The sequence below is a fragment of the Haloarcula laminariae genome (genome assembly GCF_025457605.1).
Taxonomy (GTDB): Archaea; Halobacteriota; Halobacteria; order Halobacteriales; family Haloarculaceae; genus Haloarcula; species Haloarcula laminariae.
Map to the genome: position 1 here is coordinate 976,545 of NZ_JAMZFY010000001.1, position 17,497 is coordinate 994,041.

The window sequence follows — 17,497 nt, forward strand, 5'->3', positions numbered from 1 at the left end:
GGACAATGGCAGAGAGCCGGACATTCACCGGGCTGCTGGCCGCGACGGCGGTGGGCGTCTATCTGCTGGTCATCGCGGGTGCGACGGCGGCCATCACCGACGCCGTCGCCGCCTGTAGCACCTGGCCCCTGTGCCAGGGACCAGTGACGCTCGCCGACCCCGACCTGCTGATAGCGCGCGGGCACCGACTGACCGCGGCGCTCGTCGGGCTGCTCGCGCTGGGGACGGTCGTACTGGGGCTGCGGACGGCGACGCGCCGGCGGGTCAAGGCCGCCCTGCTCGTCGGTATCGCGCTGTACCCGGTCCAGATAGCGCTGGGCGCGTTCGTCGCTACCGCCAGCGTGGCCGCCCTCCCCGGCGCGCATCTCGGCGTCGGGATGGCTATCTTCGCCTCGTTCGTGGTCGCGCTCGCGTGGCACCTGGAGTTCGAGACGGGGAGCGACGACGAAGACCCGGTCGACGACCCCTCGCCGGCGCCGATTCCCGACGAGGACGGGACGGACTCGCCGCCGCCCCACGCATCGCTCTCGACGAAACAGCGCGTCCTCGGCACCCTCGGGGCGTACTTCCGGCTGATGAAACCGCGGCTGATGTGGCTGCTGTGTCTGGTCGCCGCCGCCGGGATGGCGCTTGCGGCCGCGGCCGGTCCCGACCTCACCACCCGGACCGTCCTGCTGACACTGGGCGGCGGTGTCCTCTCCATCGGCGCCTCCGGCACGTTCAACCATGTCCTGGAGCGCGACATCGACAAGCGGATGGACCGGACCTCGGACCGACCCATCGCCACCCACCAGATTCCGGTGGCCAACGCGATGGCCTTCGGCGTCGCCCTCGCGGCTGCCGCTCTGGTGCTGTTCTGGCAGGTCAACGCCCTCGCGGCCGCGCTGGGGCTGGCGGCCATCCTCTTCTACAGCGTCATCTACACGCTCGTGTTGAAACCCAACACCGTCCAGAACACCGTCATCGGCGGGGTCGCAGGCTCGCTGCCGGCGCTCATCGGCTGGGCCGCAGTCGAGGGGAGCATCGGCCTTCCGGGGCTGGCGCTTGCCGGCGTCATCTTCCTGTGGACGCCCGCGCACTTCTACAACCTCGCCCTGGCGTACAAGGACGACTACGAGGCAGGCGGGTTCCCGATGATGCCCGTGGTTCGGGGCGAGACCGAGACCCGCAAGCACATCGTCTACTACCTCGGTGCGACGCTCGTGAGTTCGGGCGTGCTCGCGGCGCTGACCTCGCTGGGGTGGCTGTACGCGCTCACCTCCGCCGTGGTCGGCGGGGTATTCCTCTGGACGGTCGTCCGGCTGCACCACGAGCAGACCGAGGCGTCGGCGTTCCGGGCCTTCCACGCCTCGAACGCCTACCTGGGGCTCCTGCTGGTGGCAGTCGTCGTCGACTCGCTCGCCCTATGAGCGCGCTCGAATCGGACCGGCGCGGGCTGGTCCCGGAGGGGCGCTCTCTCGCGCTGTGGGCCGTCATCCTGAACACGGAGCTCCTGTTGGTGTTGCTGTATCTCTTCTTGCTCCCCGGCGCCGCGACGGACCCGTTCCTGCTTTCGTTCCCGTTCGTCTGGCTCAACGTCGCCGGCTTGGTGTTCCTATACGTCCGACCGACGCCCGCGTCCTCCCGCCGGCGGGCCGTAGCCGGGGCCGTCGCGCTGGGCTACGCCCTCCTGCTTGGCTACGTCGGCGGCGTCTTCGGACTCGGCGGAGCGGGAACGGGGCTCCGCGTCGTCCTCGCCGCCCCGCCGGGCTTTGCGCCCTCGGTCGTCTACAGCGGGGCGGTCCTCGGCGTCGTGGTCACCCCCTGGAAGGTGGCGGGCTACCTCGCGCTCTCGTATCTGGTCTACGTCACCGTCGTCGACGCCAGCGGCGGGCTCGCGGGCGGCGTGGTCGGGCTGTTCTCCTGTGTCAGTTGCGTGCTGCCCATCGTCGCCTCCGTGGTCGGCGGGGCCATCGGCGCCGGCGGGACGCTGTACCAGGCCGCTATCGCCCAGTCCTACGGCCTCTCGACGGTCGTCTTCCTGGCGTCCGTGGGGCTACTGTACGCCGTCCACCGGTTCGATATCACCGCTGTCGGCTGGCTACGCCGTACGATGGCGCGGTGACTACCGCCGGTCCAGGCGGCGTCGCCTGCAGTCCACCACCTGCGGGAGCGGACGACCACCGCCCGTCGGACTGGGGTACGTCGATGGGTTTGTCACCCCCGGCGGCCTACCGGTGGCCATGACCACCGTCGAAATCGAGTACTGCGTTCCGTGCGGGTTCCGCGAGCGGGCGCTGGACGTGGAACGGGCTATCCTGACGGCCCTGGAGAGTGACCTCGACCGAGTGAGTCTCGTGATGGGCGACCACGGCGTCTTCCGCGTGACCGTCGACGGCGACCCGGTCTACGAGAAGAGCGAGGACGAGTACGACGTCGACGCTATCGTTCGGGCGGTCCGCAAGCGGCTGTAGCCGCCCGGAGAACGGAACGGCTTTCGGGGCCCGATTCCCAGCCACCAGTATGACAGAAGTACTCCTCGCCGAGGAGGTCCACCGCAGCTACGGCGACACCGTCGCGCTGGACGGCGTGTCGCTGTCGGCGACGGCGGGCGAGGTGCTCGCGCTGGTCGGCCCGAACGGGGCCGGCAAGACGACGCTCGTCCGGGCGCTGACCGGCACCACCGAGGCGGAGGGGCGCGTCGAGCTGTTCGGCCGGTCGCCGACGACGGTCGACCGTGACCGAATCGGCCTGCTCCCCCAGTCGTTTACCCCACACGAGCGACTGACCGCCCGCGAACTGGTCGCCTACTACGCCGGGCTCTACGACGAAACCCGCCCCGTCGAGGACGTGCTCGCCGACGTGGGCCTCTCCGACACCGCCGACACCCACTACGAGAACCTCTCGGGGGGCCAGCAGCGCCGGACCTGCGTGGCGACGGCGCTCATCAACGACCCGGACCTGCTCGTCCTCGACGAGCCGACGACCGGTATCGACCCCGCCGGCCGACAGGCGCTGTGGGAGCTGCTGGAAGGGCTGGCCGACCGCGGCGTCACCATCGTCGTGACGACCCACTACATGGAGGAGGCCCAGCGGCTCGCCGACCGCGTCGGGCTGTTGGCCGACGGGCGGCTCGTCGCGCTCGACGCCCCCGAGGCGCTGGTGGCCGACCACGGCGGTGACAGCCAGCTACTCGTCGACGGGGAGTTCGAGGCCAACGCCGTCGACGCCGTCGACTATCCGGCCCGGATGACCGTCCGCAACGGGCGCCTCGTCGTCTACGGCGTCCGTCCCGAGTCCATCGGGGGCGTCGTCGACGCGCTCGACGCGGCCGGGCTGCCCTACGACAGCCTGACCTGGAAACAGCCGGACCTCGAAGACGTCTACCTCGAACTCACGGGGACCGGGGTCGGCCGCTCCGGCGAGCCGACGGGGACCGTCCCGGCGGGGGGTGCCCGATGAGCCGCCTCGGCCGGCTCCGCTCGGAGTCGCGGGCCGCGAGCCGCGCGTTCCTGCGCCGCCGGACCGCCGTCTTCTTCACGTTCTTCTTCCCGCTCATCATCGTCGTCATCTTCGGCGTGCTGGTCCAGACCAGGCCCGGCGGCGGCGGGCTGTTCACCCGCGAGCCGGCCTACTACGTGCCGGGCTATCTGGCGGTGGTCGTCCTCTTTACGCCGCTCTCGCGAGTGGGCAGCGAGGTCGCCCGCCACCGCGACGGCAACCGCTTCGAGAAGCTGGCGACCACGCCGCTGACCCGGCCCGAGTGGCTGCTGGCCCAGACGCTCGTCAACACCGTCGTCATCGGGCTGGCCGGACTGTTCCTGCTCGGCCTGATGGTCGTCCTGACCGGGGCCGACATCGCCGTCTCGCCGCTCTTGCTCCCCTTCGTCGTGCTTGGGGTCGCGCTGTTCTGTGGCGTCGGCGCGATGCTGGGTAGCCTCGCGAGCTCCCAGGACGGCGTCATCTCCGCGAGCAACGGTATCGCGCTCCCGCTTCTCTTCCTCTCGGAGACGTTCGTCCCGCCGGAACTGCTCCCGGCGTGGTTCCCCACGTGGCTCTCGCCGCTGACCTACTTCTCACGGGGCGTGCGGGCTATCAGCACCGGGGGCGGCGAAGCCGTCGTGCCGCTGGCGGTGCTTTCAGTCTGTGCCGTCGTCGGATTCGTCGTCGGCGCGGCGCTGTTGCCCCGGACGGACTGAGCCGTCGACTACCGCTTCAGCTTCGGCCCGACGAGCGCCAGGAGCAGCGCCGCCTCGCCGCGTGGCTCCCACATGTAGATGTGGTTCAGCATCACGTAGGTGACGATGCCGAGAAAGAGCGAGAGCCCCCACGCGGCGACGGCGATGCGGCCGACTCTCGCGTGGGCCGTCTCCCTGAGTTCGCTGGGCGTGTGTGACAGGCCCAGGACGACGGCGTGGACGACGACCGGGACGGAGACGGCCGACAGCAGGATGTGGACCGCGAGCATCACGAGGTAGGCGTAGTAGACGGCCCCCTCGACCAGAATCGACTTCTCGAACCCCCCGCCCACTTTCAGGAGGTACAACACGAGAAAGAGGACGATGAGGGCAAACGCCGAAAGCATCGCGGCGCGGTGTCTGCGGACCTGGTCGGTCTTGATGAAGTAGACGCCGGCGAGTATACAGCCAAGCGCCAGCGTGTTGACCACGGCGATGGCGTCGGACAGCAGGATGACGGTCTCGTTGCTTATCGACGGGAACGGGAAGGCGCCCCCGAAGGTCCCGAAGACGAGGACGTAACCGACGAGCGATAACACGGCGGTGACACGGCGCGGGGAGGCTCTCGCGTGTGACTGGAGTCTGTCTGCGACGGCCATACCTGACCTGAGAATTCGAGGGGTTTCCGTGTTCTGGAACGGGAGTCGAAACCGGGCCTAGGCGAACGTCTTCGAGACGTCCTCGTCTTCGGTCTCGTCCTGCTGAATCTTCTCCCAGGCGTCGTGGAAGTCCGACATCCGGACCTCCGTCCGGTCGTCGCGGATGGCGAACATCCCGGCCTCGGTACAGATGGCCTTGATGTCCGCGCCGGAGGCGTCCTCGATTTCGGCGGCGAGGTCGGCGAACTCGACGTCGTCGGCGACGTTCATGCTGCGGGTGTGAATCTGGAATATCTGCTCGCGGCCCTCGGCGTTGGGGTTGGGCACCTCGATGAGGCGGTCGAACCGGCCCGGGCGCAGGATGGCGCGGTCGAGCATGTCGAAGCGGTTCGTGGCCGCGATGATTCGGATGTCGCCGCGGTCGTCGAAGCCGTCCATCTCCGAGAGCAGCTGCATCATCGTCCGCTGGACCTCCGCGTCGCCGGAGGTCTTGGAGTCCGTTCGCTTGGCGGCGATGGCGTCTATCTCGTCGATGAAGACGACTGCGGGCTCCTCCTGGCGGGCCAGTTCGAAGAGGTCGCGAACGAGCTTGGCGCCCTCGCCGATGAACTTGTGGACCAGCTCGGAGCCGGCCATCTTGATGAAGGTGGCGTCGGTCTCGTTGGCGACGGCCTTCGCGAGCATCGTCTTGCCGGTGCCGGGCGGGCCGTGCAGCAGGACGCCGCTGGGCGGCTCGATGCCCACGTCCTCGAACATCCCCGGGCTGGTGAGGGGCATCTCGACGGTCTCGCGGACCTCCTCCATCTGCTCTTGGATGCCGCCGATGTCGGCGAAGGTGACGTCGGGGGACTTGTCGACCTGCATCACGCGTGCGCGAACGTCCGTCTCGTCGTCGAGCTGTTTGACGATGGACAGCGAGTTGTTGACGGCGACGCGGTCGTCGGGCGCGAGGTCCTCGCGCATCTCGTCGGTGACCTCCGTCAGGGCCTCCTGGTTGTTGCCGTGTTGCTTGATGATGGCACCGTCGTCGTTGAGCTCCTGGACCGTGGCCACGAACAGCGGCGACTGCTTGAGCTTCTTGTTCTCGTGGGTCAGCCGTTCGAGCTTCTGTTGGTACTTGTTGTTCTCGGCGTTGGCGTCGAGCAGCTTGTCACGCATCTCCTCGTTCTGCGATTCGAGCACCTCCAGCCGTTCCTGTAACGACTCTATCTTCTGTTGCATGGAGGCGCCCTCGTCGTACGGCAGGTCCACCTCGTCGACGGTGTCGGTCATTATGCCCCTATTAGTGGGTGAATCATTAAGAGGCTTCGGGTCGTGCCACATACCGAAATCGGACGTAGCGGGCCGGAAACAGTCGAACACGGCAACTCAAGCTGAGCCGTGATGAATCGGCAGCCTTCTGTCGGGGCGTGCGCTACGGCCCCTCATGGCATCACAGACCTCGGTGGTTGTCGTCGGGGGCGGCGTCGCGGGGCTCTCGGCGGCGCTGTTCACCGCCCGGGCCGGCCTCGAAACGACCGTCGTCTCTGCCGGCGAGTCGATACTCCGGCGCAACGCGCACCTGGAGAACTACCCCGGCTTCCCGGCCGGCGTCAACCCCCGGCTCCTCCTCGACCTGCTCGAAGAACAGGCCGGCGAGGCCGGCGTCGAGGTCGCCGACGGGCGAATCCAGCGCGTCACCCGCGACGGGGACGGCTTCGAACTGCTGGCCGCCGACGGCGACAGCTACGAGGCGGACTACGTCGTCGCAGCCTCGTGGTCCGACGCGACGTATCTCGAGGGGCTGGACGTGGACTTTCTCGACCGCGGCTCCAAGACCTTCGTCGGCGTCGACGAGTTCGGCTCGACCTCGGTCGACGGGCTGTACGCGGCGGGCCGCCTGGCCGAAAAGCACCACCAGACCGTCGTCGCCGCCGGCCACGGGTCCCAGGTCGGTCTCGCCGTCGTCGAGGACAGCGACGCGAAGTTCTACCACGACTGGACGGTCCCCGAGGGCTACTTTACCGAGCGGGGCCGCGAGGTGCCGCCGGGCTGTGAGGAAATCGACGACGCCGAACGCGAGCGGCGGGAGTCCGAGTCCCTCGAACGGATGCGCGAGGCGTTTGCCGAACCACACCCGGCCGAACCGACGATGCATCCCAGCGTCGACGAGGAGTAGCGAGGCGCTACGCGCCTCGAAGCGAACCGGCGACCGCGAGGTGCTACGCGCCTCGGATGAAACGGCGAGCGTAGTGAGCCGTAGAGGCACGACGGGAGCCGGAGGGCAGAGCGTGATACCGGAACGAAGTGAGCCGCCTCGAAGCGAACCGGGACCCGTCACGGACTGGCGACCGGGACCGTCGCCGAGACGGTCGGACTTTTAGGCCGTGACGGTCAAGTGAGGGGCATGCTGGAGGGAGTCAACGTCGTTCTCGGGGTCTCGGGCTCCATCGCGGCGGTCAAGACGGTGGAACTGGCCCACGAGCTACGCCGCCAGGGGGCCGCGGTCCGGGCGGTCATGACCGACAGCGCGACGGGTATCGTCCACCCGTGGGCGGTCGAATTCGCTACCGACGCTGACGTGGTGACCGAGCTCACGGGCCGGGTCGAACACGTCGAGCTGTGTGGGGTCGACGGCTGGGGCGACGTGCTCTTGCTCGCGCCGGCGACCGCGAACACCGTCGGGAAAGTCGCCGCCGCCGTCGACGACACGCCGGTGACGACGGCGGCGACGACGGCGCTCGGAGCGGGCCTCCCGGTCGTGGTCGCGCCGGCGATGCACGAACCGATGTACGACCACCCCGGCGTCATCGACGCAATCGAACGGGTCGAGTCCTGGGGCGTCGACTTCGTGGACCCTCGCATCGAGGAGGGGAAAGCCAAGATAGCGACCGCGGACGCTATCGTGACGGCGGTCGCCCGGGCGGCGGGCGACCAGCCACTCGCGGGCCGTCACGTCGTCGTCACCGCCGGGGCGACCACGGAGTCGGTCGACCCGGTACGGACCCTCTCGAACCGCGCCTCGGGCCGGACCGGCCGGGCAGTCGCGCGGGCCTGCCACGTCCTCGGGGCCGAGGTGACCCTCGTCCACGACGGCGGGGACGTTCCCTACGCGACCGTCGAGGGCGTCGAGTCGGCCGCGGAGATGACCGCCGCCGTCGCCGAGGTCGCCGCCGAGGCGGACGCGCTCGTCTCCGCCGCCGCCATCTCCGATTACACCGTCGAGGCCGCCGACGAGAAGATACGCAGCGGCCAGGAGCGGCTGACCATCGAACTCGAACCGACGCCGAAGCTCATCGATACCGTCCGGGCCGACCATCCGGACCTGCCAATCGTCGGCTTCAAAGTGGAGTCGGCGGGCGGTGACGAGGGGCTGGTGGCCCGGGCCCGCAACCTCATCGAGCGCGTCGACCTCGCTTTCGTCGTCGCCAACGACGCCAGCGTGATGGGCGAGGCGGAGACGAGAGCGCTCCTCGTCGAGGGCGATGCCCACGACGAGTACACCGGCGACAAGGGCGGCCTCGGACTCGCCGTCGCCAAGAAACTGGCCGGGAAACTGGGCGAACACCCATCGGTCACCGAGTGATTGCGAAATAGTTTTGCGTATCCCGACGCTCGCTTCCGGTAACGACCGTAGCGCCTCTTAGACACACGGAGACAACACTCTCACAAACTATCGTGACTACTTCCGACGCCCTTCGTCTGCTGGTGCCCGTCGCCGACTCCGTGACGGTCCGTAACACCGTCGCGTACGCCGTCGACGTGGCTACCGACGCGGCCGCCGACCGGCCAGTCGAACTCCACGTCGTCGATGTCGCTTCCACCCGGGCGGTCGACCCCGACGCCCCGGAGGAACTGGCCGCCGCAAGCGAACTGCTCGACCGCGTCGAGGCCTGGGTCGACGAGGACACGGGCGGGGAACGGCCCGCGAACCTGACGCTCGTCACCGATGTCATCGGCGCCGACCAGTATCTGTTCAGTCCCGGCGACTACGCCGACGTGTTGCTGGAGTACGCCGACGAGCAAGGCATCGACCGAATCGTGTTGGACCCCGAGTACAGCCCGGCCGGCGCGGCGCCGATGCTCCGGCCGCTCACTATCGAACTCGCCCGCAGCGATATCGAGATAGAGGAGGCGCCCGTCGAACGGCCGACCGAGCGGACGGTCGTGGCCCGTGCGGCCTCGCTCCCGAAGTACCTCACCGTGTTCGGGGCCTCGTTTCTGTTCTATATGCTGCTTTCCTCGTGGAAACCGCTCGACTTCGCCACCGGTGCTCTCACGGCGACCCTGGTCGCCGTCCTGCTGGCCCCGGTTGCCTTCAGCGACCAACCGTCCTTCACACGAATCGGCAAACAGACCGTCAGAATGCTCATCTACGCGCCGTATCTCATGAAGGAAATCGCCGTGGCAAACCTCCAAATCGCCTACGTCGTGTTGCACCCGTCCCTCCCAATCGACCCGGAAGTGGTCGAGCTTCGACCGGCCGTCTGGGGCGACACCGCCGTCACGACGCTGGCAAACAGCATCACGCTCACGCCGGGGACGCTGACCGTCAGCGTCTCCGACCGCGCCTTCGCCATTCACTCGCTGACCGCAGGCGCACGCGAAGACCTCTTCGACGGCGGCCTGGAGCGGGCCGTGCGGTTCGTCTTCTACGGCCGCGATGCCGCGGCCATCGCCACGCCCCGCGAGCGCGGGGACGACGGGGGGCACAGCGATGGTTGAGTTCGCCACCGCCTTGCTCGCTGTCGCCGCGGCCTTCGTCAGTTTCGGCGTCGTCGCCCTCTACCGGGTGTTCGCCGGCCCGACAATCCACGACCGGGTCATCGCCGTCAACGTCGCCGGGACGAACACCGTGATAGCCATCGCGCTCGTGGCCGCCGCCTTCGAGGAGTCTACCTTCCTCGACGTGGCGCTCGTCTATGCCCTGTTGAACTTCCTGCTCTCGATAGCATTCTCGAAGTTCAACGTCGAACACGGGGGTGTGCTATGACGCCCGTCGAGTGGGCCATCGTCGCCCTCGCCGCGCTGGGGGCCTTCTTCGGCGCCGTCGCCGCCATCGGCATCGTCAGGATGCCGGATATCTACACGCGCGCCCACGCGGCATCGAAAAGCGACACGCTCGGGGCGGTGCTGACCATCGCGGCCGTCGCCCTGGCTCTGGAGAGCGGACTCTCGACCATCAAGGCCGTCCTCCTGGTCGTGTTCATGTTCCTCACGAACCCGACGGCGGCCCACGCCATCGCCCGGGCCGCGGAGGACCAGGGCATCGAACCGTGGACGACCGACGAGGAGGGCGAGCGATGAGTCTGACCGCCCTTCAGGGCGCTTTGCTCGTGTTCGTCGTCGGCTGTGCCCTCGGCGCGGCCCTGCTCAAGGACACGCTGGCGTCGGTCATCGCGTTCGCCGCCTACAGCCTGGGGATATCCATCATCTGGCTCGTCCTCCAGGCCCCCGACGTGGGGCTGACGGAGGCCGCCGTCGGCGCCGGTATCATGACCATCCTGTTCCTGCTGGCGCTCGCCAACACGGTCACGCCCGACGCCGATAGCCTCCTGGAGTCGGTCCGCTGGCGGACGGTGGCCCTCGTCGGCGCGTTCGTCCTCGTGATGGGGGCGACGGTGCCGTCGCTGCCGGCCATCGGCGACCCGACCGCGCCCGTCGTCGGCGGCGAGATAACCCAGTACTACCTGGCGAACGCCTACAAGGAGACCCAGGTCCACAACGCGGTGACGGCGGTGCTCGCGGCCTACCGGGGCTTCGACACGCTGGGCGAGGCCGTCGTCGTCTTCTCGGCCGGCGTCGTCGCTCTCTCCGTGCTGCGCCGGGAGGTGTTCGCATGAGCGCTGACGACCCGCCGGGGCTGTACGTCGAGTCGACCATCATCATGACGACGGTCCGGGTCGTCGCGCCCTTCGTCCTCACCTTCGCGCTGTTCATCATGTTCCACGGCGCGGACACGCCCGGCGGCGGGTTCCAGGGCGGCGTCATCGCCGGCTCCGTCGTGATGATGCTCGCGTTCGCCTTCGGCATCGACTCCACCCGCCAGTGGCTCGACATCCGTATCGTCGCGGCGCTCGCCTCGGGCGGCGTCCTCCTCTTCGCCGGTATCGGACTGGGCGCGATGGCACTGGGGGGGAACTTCCTCGAGTACCACCTCTACGAGCCTTATCTCCACCACGCCAGCAAGTACGGCATCGAACTGGTCGAACTCGGCATCGGCGGCATCGTGGCAAGCGTCGCCATCGGGCTCTTCTTCCTGCTGGCGGCCGGGTTCGGCCACGTCACGGACACGGAGGAGGAACGATGACGGCAGACCCACTGCAACTGGACCTGCTGACGAGCCGATACAACTACTACGCCGTCGTGCTGTTGCTGGGTATCGGGCTGTACACCCTCATCGAGTCGCCCAACCTCGTGAAGAAGGTCATCGGGATGAACATCTTCCAGACGGGCATCTTCCTGTTTTTCGTCACGCTGGCCTACCGCACCGGGGGGAACCCGCCGGTCGTGACCGACGGCGGCGGCCCCTACGTGAGCCCGCTGCCACACGTGCTCATCCTGACCGCCATCGTCGTCGGGGTGGCCCTCACCGCGGTGGCGCTCGCGCTCATCGTTCGCATCTACTCGGAGTACGGAACACTCGACGAAGAGACGCTGGAGGAGCTATACTATGATTGACCATCTCCCCGTCCTGCTGGTGGTCGTACCGATAGTCGGCGCCGCCGTCCCGCTCGTCGCGAGCCTCTACACCGACCGCGCCGGCTGGCCGATAGCCGCCGTCACGATGCTCGGCCACGCCGCGCTCGCGGGCCTGCTCGTTCGCGAGGTGTGGACCGGCGGCGTCGTCAGCTACGCCGTCGGCGGGTTCGCGCTGCCGTACGGCATCGAACTCGCCGTCGACGGCCTCTCCGTGGCCGTCGTCGCACTCGTCAGTGCCGTCTCGCTCGGCGTCCTCGCCTACGCCCGCCGCGCCGGGCCACACGAGAACACGTTCTACAGCCAGTTTCTCCTGCTGGTCACCGGCCTCACCGGGATGACGGTGACCGGCGACGTGTTCAACCTCTACGTGTTCCTGGAGATTACGGGCCTCGCGGCGTACGGGCTCGTCGCCAGCGGCCGCGAGGCCAGCGCGGCCGTCGCGGCCCTGAAGTACCTCATCCTCGGGACCGTCGGCGCGTCGCTGTACCTGCTGGGCGTCGGCTACGCGCTGGCGGCGACCGGGACGCTCAACATGGCGGACATGAGCGCGAAGCTGGCGGCCTACGGCTACGACTCGACGCTCGTCCTGACCGCCTTCGGGCTGATGGTCGGGGGGCTCGCGGTCAAGGTCGCGCTGTTCCCCCTCCACACGTGGCAGCCCGACGCGTACGCGAACTCCCCCGACAGCGTCAGCGCGTTCATCTCGGCACTCGTCTCGACGGTGTCGGCCTACGCGCTCGCTCGCCTGCTGTTCTCGGTCTTCACCGTCGAGTTCCTGACGGCGGTCCCCGCCGCGCGGTGGGCCCTCCTCGCCGTCGCGTCGGTCAGCATCGTCGCCGGCTCGGCGCTTGCGGTCTCCCAGTCCAGCGTCCAGCGGATGCTGGCGTACTCCTCGGTGTCGCAGTTCGGCCTCGTCATCGCCGGCTTCGCCGTCGGGACGCCCATCGCCGTCGTCGGCGCGACGGTCCACCTCGTGGGACACGCGGTGATGAAGGGCGGCCTCTTCGCCGCCAGCGGCATCATCGAACGCGAGACCGGCGCCACGACCATCGGCGGGTACGCCGGGATGGGCACCCGGACGCCGCTCGCCGCCGGCGCCTTCACCGTCCTCGCGCTGGGGATGGTCGGCGTCCCCCCGGCTATCGGGTTCGTCGGCAAGTGGTACATCCTCGTGGGCGCCGTCGAGGCCGAGCTGTGGCCGGTCGTCGCCGTCCTCCTGCTCAGTACGCTGCTGACACTCGCCTACTTCGCTCGCCTTGGCGAGCGGCTCTACTTCGCCGAGCCGACCATCCGCGAGGAGGGGGCCGTGGCCGACGGTGGTGCGGAATCCGCGCCGGACTCACAGCCCGACAGGGGCGTCTCGACCGGGATGCTCGCCGTGGTTGTCGTCGCGGCAGTCCTCGCGGTCGCGCTGACCGCCGCCGTCCCGGCGCTCGAACAGCTGCTAACTGAAACCCTGCCGCCACTCCTACAATGATAGAACCATCCATCCGACCACTGGCCGCCGTACTCGTGAGCGCGCTGGCTATCCCCGTCATCCTCTCGCTGAAATCCCGCCCCAACGTCCGCGAGGGCGTCACGCTCCTCGTGGCCGGGTCCAAGCTCGCCATCGTCGGTAGCATGGTGCCGGGCGTGCTGTCGGGGACCGTCTACGTCACCGAGATTGCCGACTTCGGCGCCGGGCTTTCGATCGGTTTGCGAGCCGACGCGCTCGGCGTCCTCTTTGGCCTGCTCGCGAGCCTGCTGTGGGTCGTCACCAGCTTCTACTCCATCGGCTACATGCGCGGGCTGAGCGAACACGCCCAGACCAGATATTTCGCCTCGTTCGCGGCGAGTGTCTCCACGGCCATCGGCGTGGCCTTCGGCGCCAATCTCCTCACGCTCTTCGTCTTCTACGAACTGCTGACGGTCTCGACGTACCCGCTCGTTACTCACGACGAGACCGACGAGGCCCGCGCCGCCGGCCGGAAGTACCTCACCTACACCTTCGGCGGCGGCGTCGCCGTCCTCGGCGGGACCCTGCTGGTCTACTTCCTGACCGGGACGACGGCCTTCACTCCGGGGGGTATCGCGGGCCTGGCGACGGCCGACCCGACGCTCGCGAAGGCCGCGTTCGCACTGCTGGCGGCCGGCTTCGGCGTGAAGGCTGCGCTGATGCCGGCCCACTCCTGGCTGCCCGACGCGATGGTCGCGCCGACGCCGGTGTCGGGGCTGCTACACGCCGTCGCGGTCGTCAAGAGCGGCGTGTTCGGTATCGCCCGTCTGGTGCTAGACGTCTTCGGGACCGACCTGATGCGCGAACTCGGCGTCGCCCTCCCATTGGCCGCCGTCGCCGCCTTCACGCTGCTCGCCGCCAGCGTCATCGCCCTGCGCCAGGACAACCTCAAGCGCCGGCTGGCCTACTCCACCATCAGCCAGCTCTCCTACATCGTGCTGGGGCTCGCACTCCTCGAGGGGAACGCCCTCATCGGCGGGCTCCTCCACATCCCCGCTCACGCGTTCATGAAGCTCACCCTGTTCTTCTGTGCTGGAGCCATCCACGTCGAGACGCACACCGACGACATCAGCGACATGGCCGGTATCGGGCGACGGATGCCGCTGACGATGGCCGCCTTCGCCGTCGCCGCGGCGGGGATGGCCGGCATCCCGCTCGTCGCCGGCTTCGTCAGCAAGTGGTATCTCGTCATCGGGGCGCTGGAGGGCGGACAGACGGTCTTCGCCGCCGCGCTGCTCGTCTCCGGCATCCTCAACATCGCCTACTTCTGGCCCATCGTCTACCAGGCGTACTTCGAGACACCGGACCACCACGACGAGAAGCCGCTCATCAGCGGCCTGCTGGGCGGGAGCGAAGCGGTGCGGCCCGACGGCGGTGAGGGCCGCGAGGACCCGGTTCCGGACGCCGATGGCGCGGTCGAAACTGACGACGCTGACGAGTCGGTGCCCGACCCCGCACACGTCGACCACCTCGGGAAGTTCGACGAGGACCACGAACACCACGGCGGACCGCCGGCGGGCGGCTGGGACCACCGTGGCTGGCGGGGCGGGGAGAGCACCTGGTTCATGCTCGGTCCCATCCTGACGGCGGCGACACTCTCGCTGGCGCTCGGTATCGCGCCGCGACTGGCGGTGTTCCTCCGCATCGTCGAGGCGGTCGTCGGCGGCCTGCCGGGGGTGATGGGCTGATGGCGGGACCCCTCACGACCGTGCCGCCCGTCGTCGTCCTGCTGGCCGTCGCCGTCCTCATCGGCGTCCTACCCCGAAAGGTCGGCCACGCGCTCGGCATCGTCGCTTCGGGGGCCGCGTTGGCTTGGGCGTGGGTCGTCCCCTCCGGGGCCTTCCTCCGGACGACGTTCCTGGGCTTCGACGCCGTCCTGTTGAACGTCGACGACTTCTCCCGGCTGATGGGCATCATCTTCGGGATTATCGGCGTGGCGGCAGTGCTGTACTCGTACGCAAGCGAGGCCGAGAGCGTCCAGACCGCCTTCGCCTACTCCTACGTCGCCACAAGCTTCGGCGCGGTCTTTGCCGGCGACTGGCTGACGCTGCTCTTCTTCTGGGAGCTGATGGCCGTCACGAGCACGCTGCTTGTCTGGCACTACCGCGGGGCGGCGATTCGGGCCGGCTTCCGCTACGCTATCTTCCACGGCATCGGCGGAACGCTTCTGATGGCCGCCATCCTCCAGAACTACGCTATCAAGGGCACCTTCCTGTTCGGGTCGGTCCCCGGCGGACCCGAGGCGGCGGGTATCGCCCCGGGGCTCCCGGCGGCGCTGGCCGCCGTCGGCATCGGCGTCAACGTCGGCTTCATCGGCCTGCACGCCTGGCTGCCCGACACCTACCCCCGGCCACACATCGCCGCCAGCGTCTTCCTATGCGTGTTCACCACGAAGACCGGCGTCTACGGGATGTACCGGGCGTTCCCGGACGGCCACGTCGCCATCGCCTACATGGGCGGCGGGATGGCCGTCTTCGGCGCGACCTTCGCGCTGTTCCAGAACGACATGCGGCGGCTGCTCTCCTATCACATCCAGTCCCAGGTCGGCTACATGATAGCCGGCGTCGGCATCGGGTCGGCCCTGTCACAGGCCGGCGCGTTCGCCCACGTGTTCAACCACATCCTCTACAAGGGGCTGCTGTTCATGACCGCCGGCGTCGTCGTCTACCGTACCGGCGAGGAGAACCTGAAGAAACTGGGCGGGCTGGCCCGACAGATGCCGATTACCGCCGGTGCGTTTACCGTCGCGGCGCTGTCTATCGCCGGCTTCCCCGGCTTCAACGGGTTCGTCTCGAAGGGCATCGTCATCGCGGCGAGCCACTACGACTTCCCTCACGGCCCGATTCACGTCGGCGGGCTGACGACGCTGGAGTGGCTGCTTTACATCGGCGGCGTCGGCACCTTCATGTCGTTCATCAAGTTCGGCTACTACGCCTTCTTCCACGGGGAGTACGACGGGGACGTCGCGGACGCGAACAGCGGTCAGGCCGTCGCGATGGTCGGCATCGCCGCTCTCTGTGTGTTCTACGGCGTCTTCGACGGGGCGCTGTTCGCGCTGCTCCCCTTCGACGTGACCAGCAAGCCCCCCGTCTCGCACGTCTATCACACCTACACGGTCGAGCACATCGTCGAGGGGCTCGTCCTCGCAGTCGCCGGGCTCATCGGCTTCGCGCTCACGAAAAAGCCCCTCTCGAAACTCGGTCGCGTCCCCGACATAGATACCCTCACGAACCCGGCCGTGTTCTACGGGACCCGCGGTCTGGTCGTCGGCGTTACCGAGCTGTACGCTGCCGCCGACCGCCTGGCCGTCGCCGGTGCACACAGTGTGGTCAGCTCGGTTGCAAATCCTGATAGCATCTACGAGGGACTCGTCGAGACCGACAGCTCACACCCGCTTCGGGCGGGTATCGGCGTCAGTGTCCTCGTACTCGCGGTCTTCGTGACAGTGGCTTTACTTCTGCTAGCCTGACCACTAAGGGTGTTCTCACAGCGGATAATTAGTACTGTACCTTTATACGCTCCTGTCCCGAAGCATCGCCCAAGGACACGACTGGGGAACTCTTGGTATCTACACGATACCACTCCAGGCCGTGTCGGACACGACTATGAACATAAAAGAACTACTCCAAGACGACGACGCGGTATCACCGGTCATCGGGGTCATCCTGATGGTCGCTATTACAGTCATCCTCGCTGCAGTGATTGCAACGTTCGTGCTCGGGCTCGGCGACTCGCTGGGTAATCAGGCGCCACAGGCGAGCTTTACCTGCAACTCAAGCAGCGCGCTAATCCACGATGGTGGTGACCAAATAGATACGAGCAAAGTCTATGCAGGAGGAACGGGTCCACTTAACGATGGCACTAAATCAGCTGGTGATGTTATCGTCCCGAATTTCACTGAGGCAAATAGCACTGTCCCGCTTACCTGGGAAGACCAGGGTAGTTCGGCGACGCTCCGCTCGGAGGGCTGCTGATTACGAACGATGAACGTCAAAGAACTACTACGAGACGATGACGCGGTATCGCCGGTTATCGGAGTAATCCTGATGGTTGCTATTACAGTCATCCTGGCGGCCGTCATCGCGACGTTCGTGCTCGGGCTGGGCGACTCGCTGAGCAATCAGGCGCCGCAGGCTAGTTTCACCTGTGAAGGGGACGACCTAGTTCACGATGGTGGAGACGAACTTCAGGGCGATACGCTCTACCTTGCTAACGAATCCAGTTCGCTTGGAGGCGGTCCGTACTCTGCCGGTGACACAATTTTCGGCAACTTCACCGACGCTGCCGATACCGTTCCACTAACCTGGGAAGACCAGGGGAGTTCCGCCACGCTTCGCTCCGAGTCCTGCTGACTGACCGCAGGAATCGGCTGTTTCATCCAGTGTCGAATCCGCCTAACTGAACACGGTCGCTCCGTTTGAGGCGGTAGCACCTTACTTTTCCATCAGTTCCTAAGAATCATATAGCGGCAGGACGAAGTTACAACCAATTACGCAGTGAACAAA

The 17,497-nt window shown here is 67.7% G+C and carries 20 protein-coding genes; 18 read left to right on the forward strand and 2 right to left on the reverse strand.

Features of this window, described 5'->3' with window-relative positions; translation table 11 throughout:
- Positions 1-5: 5 nt before the first annotated feature.
- From NJQ98_RS05125 to NJQ98_RS05145, 5 genes are all read left to right on the forward strand, one after another.
- Entirely contained in the window at positions 6-1,409 is a 1,404-nt protein-coding gene (locus NJQ98_RS05125) for a heme o synthase (protein ID WP_262176473.1), read from the forward strand.
- The gene (locus tag NJQ98_RS05130) at positions 1,406-2,104 is read left to right on the forward strand and encodes a DUF7546 family protein (protein WP_262176477.1); all 699 of its coding nucleotides are present in this window, start codon (positions 1,406-1,408) and stop codon (positions 2,102-2,104) included. Before NJQ98_RS05125 ends, NJQ98_RS05130 begins: the two co-directional genes overlap by 4 nt.
- 118 nt (positions 2,105-2,222) lie before the next feature.
- The gene (locus NJQ98_RS05135) at positions 2,223-2,453 is read left to right on the forward strand and encodes an Rdx family protein (RefSeq protein WP_262176480.1); all 231 of its coding nucleotides are present in this window, start codon (positions 2,223-2,225) and stop codon (positions 2,451-2,453) included.
- Positions 2,454-2,502: 49 nt separating this feature from the next.
- Positions 2,503-3,441 carry an ABC transporter ATP-binding protein gene (locus NJQ98_RS05140; RefSeq protein WP_262176483.1) on the forward strand — a complete coding sequence of 313 codons (939 nt, stop codon included), beginning with the start codon at positions 2,503-2,505 and terminating at the stop codon, positions 3,439-3,441.
- Positions 3,438-4,178, forward strand: coding sequence for an ABC transporter permease (locus tag NJQ98_RS05145; protein WP_262176488.1), 741 nt, complete (start codon positions 3,438-3,440; stop codon positions 4,176-4,178). Before NJQ98_RS05140 ends, NJQ98_RS05145 begins: the two co-directional genes overlap by 4 nt.
- Positions 4,179-4,186: 8 nt before the next feature.
- Here NJQ98_RS05145 and NJQ98_RS05150 read toward each other — a convergent pair whose 3' ends face one another.
- Positions 4,187-4,816, reverse strand: a complete 630-nt coding sequence (locus NJQ98_RS05150) for a DUF420 domain-containing protein (RefSeq protein ID WP_262176491.1) — start codon at positions 4,814-4,816, stop codon at positions 4,187-4,189.
- Positions 4,817-4,873: 57 nt separating this feature from the next.
- On the reverse strand, positions 4,874-6,088 hold the full coding sequence (gene pan1, locus NJQ98_RS05155) for a proteasome-activating nucleotidase Pan1 (protein ID WP_262176495.1): 1,215 nt from the start codon (positions 6,086-6,088) through the stop codon (positions 4,874-4,876).
- A 154-nt stretch (positions 6,089-6,242) separates the two neighbouring features.
- Between pan1 and NJQ98_RS05160 the strand changes: the two genes are divergently transcribed.
- From NJQ98_RS05160 to NJQ98_RS05220, 13 genes are all read left to right on the forward strand, one after another.
- A complete protein-coding gene (locus NJQ98_RS05160; protein WP_262176499.1) occupies positions 6,243-6,974 on the forward strand; it encodes an NAD(P)/FAD-dependent oxidoreductase in 732 nt (243 codons plus the stop codon).
- A gap of 228 nt (positions 6,975-7,202) precedes the next feature.
- Entirely contained in the window at positions 7,203-8,381 is a 1,179-nt protein-coding gene (gene coaBC / locus NJQ98_RS05165; RefSeq protein WP_262176502.1) for a bifunctional phosphopantothenoylcysteine decarboxylase/phosphopantothenate--cysteine ligase CoaBC, read from the forward strand.
- Between the two features lie 140 nt (positions 8,382-8,521).
- Positions 8,522-9,520, forward strand: coding sequence for a monovalent cation/H+ antiporter subunit E (locus NJQ98_RS05170; protein WP_407045720.1), 999 nt, complete (start codon positions 8,522-8,524; stop codon positions 9,518-9,520).
- Positions 9,513-9,788, forward strand: coding sequence for a cation:proton antiporter (locus NJQ98_RS05175; protein WP_262176509.1), 276 nt, complete (start codon positions 9,513-9,515; stop codon positions 9,786-9,788). The genes NJQ98_RS05170 and NJQ98_RS05175 overlap by 8 nt, the downstream gene beginning before the upstream one ends.
- Positions 9,785-10,102, forward strand: coding sequence for a monovalent cation/H(+) antiporter subunit G (mnhG, locus tag NJQ98_RS05180; RefSeq protein ID WP_262176513.1), 318 nt, complete (start codon positions 9,785-9,787; stop codon positions 10,100-10,102). Before NJQ98_RS05175 ends, mnhG begins: the two co-directional genes overlap by 4 nt.
- The gene (locus NJQ98_RS05185) at positions 10,099-10,638 is read left to right on the forward strand and encodes a DUF4040 domain-containing protein (protein WP_262176516.1); all 540 of its coding nucleotides are present in this window, start codon (positions 10,099-10,101) and stop codon (positions 10,636-10,638) included. The genes mnhG and NJQ98_RS05185 overlap by 4 nt, the downstream gene beginning before the upstream one ends.
- Positions 10,635-11,105, forward strand: coding sequence for a Na(+)/H(+) antiporter subunit B (locus tag NJQ98_RS05190; protein WP_262176519.1), 471 nt, complete (start codon positions 10,635-10,637; stop codon positions 11,103-11,105). Before NJQ98_RS05185 ends, NJQ98_RS05190 begins: the two co-directional genes overlap by 4 nt.
- Positions 11,102-11,476 (forward strand): cation:proton antiporter subunit C, encoded by a 375-nt coding sequence (locus tag NJQ98_RS05195; RefSeq protein ID WP_262176522.1) that lies wholly within the window; start codon positions 11,102-11,104, stop codon positions 11,474-11,476. The genes NJQ98_RS05190 and NJQ98_RS05195 overlap by 4 nt, the downstream gene beginning before the upstream one ends.
- Positions 11,469-12,974, forward strand: a complete 1,506-nt coding sequence (locus NJQ98_RS05200; RefSeq protein WP_262176524.1) for a monovalent cation/H+ antiporter subunit D family protein — start codon at positions 11,469-11,471, stop codon at positions 12,972-12,974. Before NJQ98_RS05195 ends, NJQ98_RS05200 begins: the two co-directional genes overlap by 8 nt.
- The gene (locus NJQ98_RS05205) at positions 12,971-14,680 is read left to right on the forward strand and encodes a cation:proton antiporter (RefSeq protein WP_262176527.1); all 1,710 of its coding nucleotides are present in this window, start codon (positions 12,971-12,973) and stop codon (positions 14,678-14,680) included. The genes NJQ98_RS05200 and NJQ98_RS05205 overlap by 4 nt, the downstream gene beginning before the upstream one ends.
- Positions 14,680-16,461: a Na(+)/H(+) antiporter subunit D gene (locus NJQ98_RS05210; protein ID WP_262176530.1), complete on the forward strand. Its 1,782-nt coding sequence runs from the start codon at positions 14,680-14,682 to the stop codon at positions 16,459-16,461. The genes NJQ98_RS05205 and NJQ98_RS05210 overlap by 1 nt, the downstream gene beginning before the upstream one ends.
- A 136-nt stretch (positions 16,462-16,597) precedes the next feature.
- Positions 16,598-16,966: a type IV pilin N-terminal domain-containing protein gene (locus NJQ98_RS05215; protein ID WP_262176533.1), complete on the forward strand. Its 369-nt coding sequence runs from the start codon at positions 16,598-16,600 to the stop codon at positions 16,964-16,966.
- Between the two features lie 9 nt (positions 16,967-16,975).
- Positions 16,976-17,344: a type IV pilin N-terminal domain-containing protein gene (locus NJQ98_RS05220; RefSeq protein ID WP_262176536.1), complete on the forward strand. Its 369-nt coding sequence runs from the start codon at positions 16,976-16,978 to the stop codon at positions 17,342-17,344.
- Positions 17,345-17,497: the final 153 nt, after the last annotated feature.

Excerpts from the sequence above, each read along its gene's own strand:
- NJQ98_RS05125 (WP_262176473.1), top strand. The coding sequence starts at position 6 with ATGGCAGAGAGCCGGACATTCACCGGGCTGCTGGCCGCGACGGCGGTG.
- NJQ98_RS05130 (WP_262176477.1), top strand. The coding sequence starts at position 1,406 with ATGAGCGCGCTCGAATCGGACCGGCGCGGGCTGGTCCCGGAGGGGCGC.
- NJQ98_RS05135 (WP_262176480.1), top strand. The coding sequence starts at position 2,223 with ATGACCACCGTCGAAATCGAGTACTGCGTTCCGTGCGGGTTCCGCGAG.
- NJQ98_RS05140 (WP_262176483.1), top strand. The coding sequence starts at position 2,503 with ATGACAGAAGTACTCCTCGCCGAGGAGGTCCACCGCAGCTACGGCGAC.
- NJQ98_RS05145 (WP_262176488.1), top strand. The coding sequence starts at position 3,438 with ATGAGCCGCCTCGGCCGGCTCCGCTCGGAGTCGCGGGCCGCGAGCCGC.
- NJQ98_RS05150 (WP_262176491.1), bottom strand. The coding sequence starts at position 4,816 with ATGGCCGTCGCAGACAGACTCCAGTCACACGCGAGAGCCTCCCCGCGC.
- pan1 (WP_262176495.1), bottom strand. The coding sequence starts at position 6,088 with ATGACCGACACCGTCGACGAGGTGGACCTGCCGTACGACGAGGGCGCC.
- NJQ98_RS05160 (WP_262176499.1), top strand. The coding sequence starts at position 6,243 with ATGGCATCACAGACCTCGGTGGTTGTCGTCGGGGGCGGCGTCGCGGGG.
- coaBC (WP_262176502.1), top strand. The coding sequence starts at position 7,203 with ATGCTGGAGGGAGTCAACGTCGTTCTCGGGGTCTCGGGCTCCATCGCG.
- NJQ98_RS05175 (WP_262176509.1), top strand. The coding sequence starts at position 9,513 with ATGGTTGAGTTCGCCACCGCCTTGCTCGCTGTCGCCGCGGCCTTCGTC.
- mnhG (WP_262176513.1), top strand. The coding sequence starts at position 9,785 with ATGACGCCCGTCGAGTGGGCCATCGTCGCCCTCGCCGCGCTGGGGGCC.
- NJQ98_RS05185 (WP_262176516.1), top strand. The coding sequence starts at position 10,099 with ATGAGTCTGACCGCCCTTCAGGGCGCTTTGCTCGTGTTCGTCGTCGGC.
- NJQ98_RS05190 (WP_262176519.1), top strand. The coding sequence starts at position 10,635 with ATGAGCGCTGACGACCCGCCGGGGCTGTACGTCGAGTCGACCATCATC.
- NJQ98_RS05195 (WP_262176522.1), top strand. The coding sequence starts at position 11,102 with ATGACGGCAGACCCACTGCAACTGGACCTGCTGACGAGCCGATACAAC.
- NJQ98_RS05200 (WP_262176524.1), top strand. The coding sequence starts at position 11,469 with ATGATTGACCATCTCCCCGTCCTGCTGGTGGTCGTACCGATAGTCGGC.
- NJQ98_RS05205 (WP_262176527.1), top strand. The coding sequence starts at position 12,971 with ATGATAGAACCATCCATCCGACCACTGGCCGCCGTACTCGTGAGCGCG.
- NJQ98_RS05210 (WP_262176530.1), top strand. The coding sequence starts at position 14,680 with ATGGCGGGACCCCTCACGACCGTGCCGCCCGTCGTCGTCCTGCTGGCC.
- NJQ98_RS05215 (WP_262176533.1), top strand. The coding sequence starts at position 16,598 with ATGAACATAAAAGAACTACTCCAAGACGACGACGCGGTATCACCGGTC.
- NJQ98_RS05220 (WP_262176536.1), top strand. The coding sequence starts at position 16,976 with ATGAACGTCAAAGAACTACTACGAGACGATGACGCGGTATCGCCGGTT.